We start from the raw sequence: 3397 nt of genomic DNA, 5'->3' as shown, positions 1-3397 counted from the left end.
CCTACAGCAACTGGTGACGCAGAAGAAGCTATTCAACGTTTTTACGATTCAGGTCTTAGTTGTAATTTGACCCATTTTCCATTGTTCAAACCAGACTCCAATTGGCGCACAAAGCTGCAAGAGCAAGACATTATATATGTTGGGGGCGGTAATACCCGTTCAATGTTAGCTATCTGGCGAGAGTGGGGCGTAGATACAATACTCAAAGAATGCTACGAAAATGGTGTGGTATTGTGCGGTATGAGTGCTGGGGCTATATGTTGGTTTGACTTAGGCATCACCGACAGCAATCCCGAAGAATATACAGTTATTGACGGCTTGGGTTTCGTGGGTGGTCTAGCCTCAGCTCATTTTAATGGCAGTGATGAAAAGGCTGATTTATTTTCTGATTTTTCTCAAAATAACAGTAGTGTACCGTGCTATGGTATTAGCGATTATGCCGCTCTGCACTTTATTAATGGTCAATTATATCAGACGGTTACTAGTAAATTTGATGCAAAAGTAACGTTCGAAAATGCACTCTAACAAACTGTTTAAGAGTGATTCGCAACGCGTGGCATTTTCACTATGCGTTGCGTTTGGTGTTTAAGGTGGTTGCAGCAACATCGGTATTGCATTGCTCACACCTTAACAGGGCGTTATGTGGCTATTCAAAGTCAGTGGTCAAAATAATACGAGGTTTGGTTTAAATGAGTATAGGAAAGTCCAGTACTGCTAAATATAGAGTTTGGGAGGCAATAGTTGTATTTTTTATTCTGTCATTGTTAAGTTTTACATTATTCTATAATGCAAAAATTTTAGAGCTTACGTTTGTTGTTTTCGTTTTTATTTCTATACTTACGTCTTTCTCGATTTTATTTTTAGATCGGCTTAAACTCTTAAAGTTTAAAGAATTTCAGCTTACGTTAGCTGAAATAAAAGAAACAGAAGCATCCGTTAGAGATATCGCTTTGGTAACGGCTGAAGTAGCAAGGGCAATTGAAAATGAAACTCTAACTATAACTGATGGGACAGAAAGTAAGATAATTCCAAAAATTGAAAAGCTAGAATCATTGGTCAAGTAATTGCCACATAACAAATTGTTCAAGAGTGATTCGGCACGCGTGGCATTTTTACTATGCGTTCGGTTTAGTGGTTAAGGCGGCATGCGGAGGCTTCGGTATTGCGTGCCTCACACCTTAACAAGGCGTTATGTGTATTTAGAAGAACAAGGAAAGTTCACATGAAGAATATTGCGATGGGCGTGGTCGTAAGAGATGGAAAAGTTCTTATCCAAAAGCGCTTCAGACGAGGGCAAGGAATGGTATTTGAATTCCCAGGCGGTTCTATTGACCCTGGTGAGTCAGGTAATCAAGCAGCAGTTAGAGAGCTGTGGGAAGAAACGGGAATGCAAGGTTTAAAGCGACTCGGTAGTCATCAAGCTAAAAATGATTTTGGTGGTGAAATTCATTATGTTGTTTTACGTGCGGGTAATGATACTGAGCCTCAGATGATTGATGAAGTTAGGCAGCAAACTTTCTTTTGGCTTGAGCCAAGTGCTATTCCACTTGATGATTTTTATCGAGCTGATATCGAATTTATAGAGAATCACTTAAGCCAATACACATAACAAACGCTTCAAGACGGATTCGCAACGCGTGGCACTTTTATCATGCGTTGATTTTAGTGATTTAGGTGGAATGCGGAAACATCGTATTGCGTTGCTCACCACTTAAGCGGGCGTTAGTACGGGTTTGACATCAAAGGTCATAAGTTTTGGTGTTTATCTGTTTTTGCGCTCGTCTTTACACCTTTCAGTTTGTACCTTTCACGTTCTTTCCGGTGGCACTATATGCGGAGTGTTCGCTTTGATTTCACCGTTTACGGTTTCTAACTCTTAGCCTATTTCTTTATTGCTTCTTCTTTTTCGTGTTTTTTACTAAGTCAAAATTGTCTTTCTTTGGTGTTGCTGTCGAAGTGCGAGGAACGAATCCTTTTCTAATTTGAAGTCAGTAAAAGTAGGTGAGTTCAGTACGTTTTTCTTCTAGCCAACTTTCGTCTCTCTATCGATTTTAAGTTTTGTAGCTGCCCGTCTCACTTCAGTGTTCAAAGCCTTTCATATCATGTCAGTTTTCAATATCTTGGAGCGCATAAATAGAAGTAGCGCATGTACTAACAAATTGCTTAAGTGTGATTCGCAACGCGTGGCATTTTTACTTTGCGGTTGTTTATGTGATTAAGGCGCTGTGCGGTAGCTTTTGTATTGCGTTACTCACACCTTAGCAAGGCGTTATGAGTACCCCCAGAATTACAGGCAAGGAGCCTAATTTGTTCAAGCTTTACTACTATCCAAACAACGCGAGTTTGGCTCCCCACTTTCTATTGCAGCATGTGAAAGCTGACTTTGAATTGTTGTTGGTAGACAAAAAGGCTCAATCCCACAAAAAGAAAGACTATCTCAGATTGAACCCTGCGGGTCGTATTCCAACTCTGATTGTCGATGGGCAGGTGGTTTTTGAAAGTGTTGCGATCTGTATTCATATTTGTGAATTACACCCTGACTCAGGGTTAATGCCAGCATTGGGTGATGCCAAGCGTCCTTTATTCTTTCAATGGTTAGCATTTCTTAACAATACGCTACAGTCAGAATTAATGATTCGCTATTACCCAAAGCGTCACACAACTAGTGAATTAGGAGCTTCAGATATAGTCTCGGCTCAAAACTATCGTATTATGGAAGTGTTATCCATTCTTGATGAGCAACTTAAGCAACATGAATACTTAATCGGAAATGAGTTAACTGCATGCGACTACTTTCTGTTCATGTTGGCAGGGTGGCTACCAGAAGAGGCGCATGTGGAGAGTTATCAGCACTTATCGGATTATCTGAAACGTCTCTGTCGCAATCCAGTAATAAGAGCAGTTTGTGATTTTGAGGGGATTGATCTTACACCCTTTGAGTCATACTCATAACAAATTGTTCAAGAGTGATTCGGCACGCGTGGCATTTTTACTATGCGTTAGTTTTAGTGGTTAAGGTGTTATGCGGGAGCTTAGGTATTGCGTGCCTCACACCTTAACAAGGCGTTAGTACGGGTTTGACATCAAAGGTTATAAGTTTTGGTGTTAATCTGTTTTGACGCTCGTCTTTACACCTTAAAGTTAGTGCCTTTCACGTTCTTTCCGGTGGCACTATATGCGGAGTATTCGCTTTGATTTCACTGTTTACGGCTTCTAACTCTTAGCCTATTTCTGTGGCGCTTCTTCTCTTTCGTGGTTTTTACTAAGTCAGAATTGTCTTTCTTTGGTGTTGCCGTCGAAGTGCGAGGAACGAATCCTTTTCTAATTTGAGGTCAGTACAGGTAGGGGAGTTCAGTGCGTTTTTCTTCTAGCCAACTCTCGTCTCTTAACCGAGTTT

The 3397-nt window shown here is 40.6% G+C and carries 4 protein-coding genes; all 4 read left to right on the top strand.

Annotation, left to right across the window (positions count from 1 at the left end):
• Positions 1-525: peptidase E (locus OH463_RS26250; RefSeq protein WP_269993280.1), on the top strand; the 525-nt coding region annotated here is incomplete at its 5' end.
• A 164-nt stretch (positions 526-689) separates the two neighbouring features.
• A complete protein-coding gene (locus OH463_RS26240; protein ID WP_269993278.1) occupies positions 690-1064 on the top strand; it encodes a hypothetical protein in 375 nt (124 codons plus the stop codon).
• Positions 1065-1222: 158 nt separating this feature from the next.
• Positions 1223-1609 carry an NUDIX hydrolase gene (locus OH463_RS26230; RefSeq protein ID WP_269993274.1) on the top strand — a complete coding sequence of 129 codons (387 nt, stop codon included), beginning with the start codon at positions 1223-1225 and terminating at the stop codon, positions 1607-1609.
• 698 nt (positions 1610-2307) lie between these two features.
• The gene (locus OH463_RS26215) at positions 2308-2952 is read left to right on the top strand and encodes a glutathione S-transferase family protein (protein ID WP_005448617.1); all 645 of its coding nucleotides are present in this window, start codon (positions 2308-2310) and stop codon (positions 2950-2952) included.
• Positions 2953-3397: the final 445 nt, after the last annotated feature.

Origin of the sequence: Vibrio sp. NFR (assembly GCF_027587095.1) — a bacterium.
GTDB lineage: Bacteria > Pseudomonadota > Gammaproteobacteria > Enterobacterales > Vibrionaceae > Vibrio > Vibrio harveyi.
Note: the sequence above shows the minus strand (reverse complement) of the source record. Positions and strands in the feature narration are given on the sequence as shown.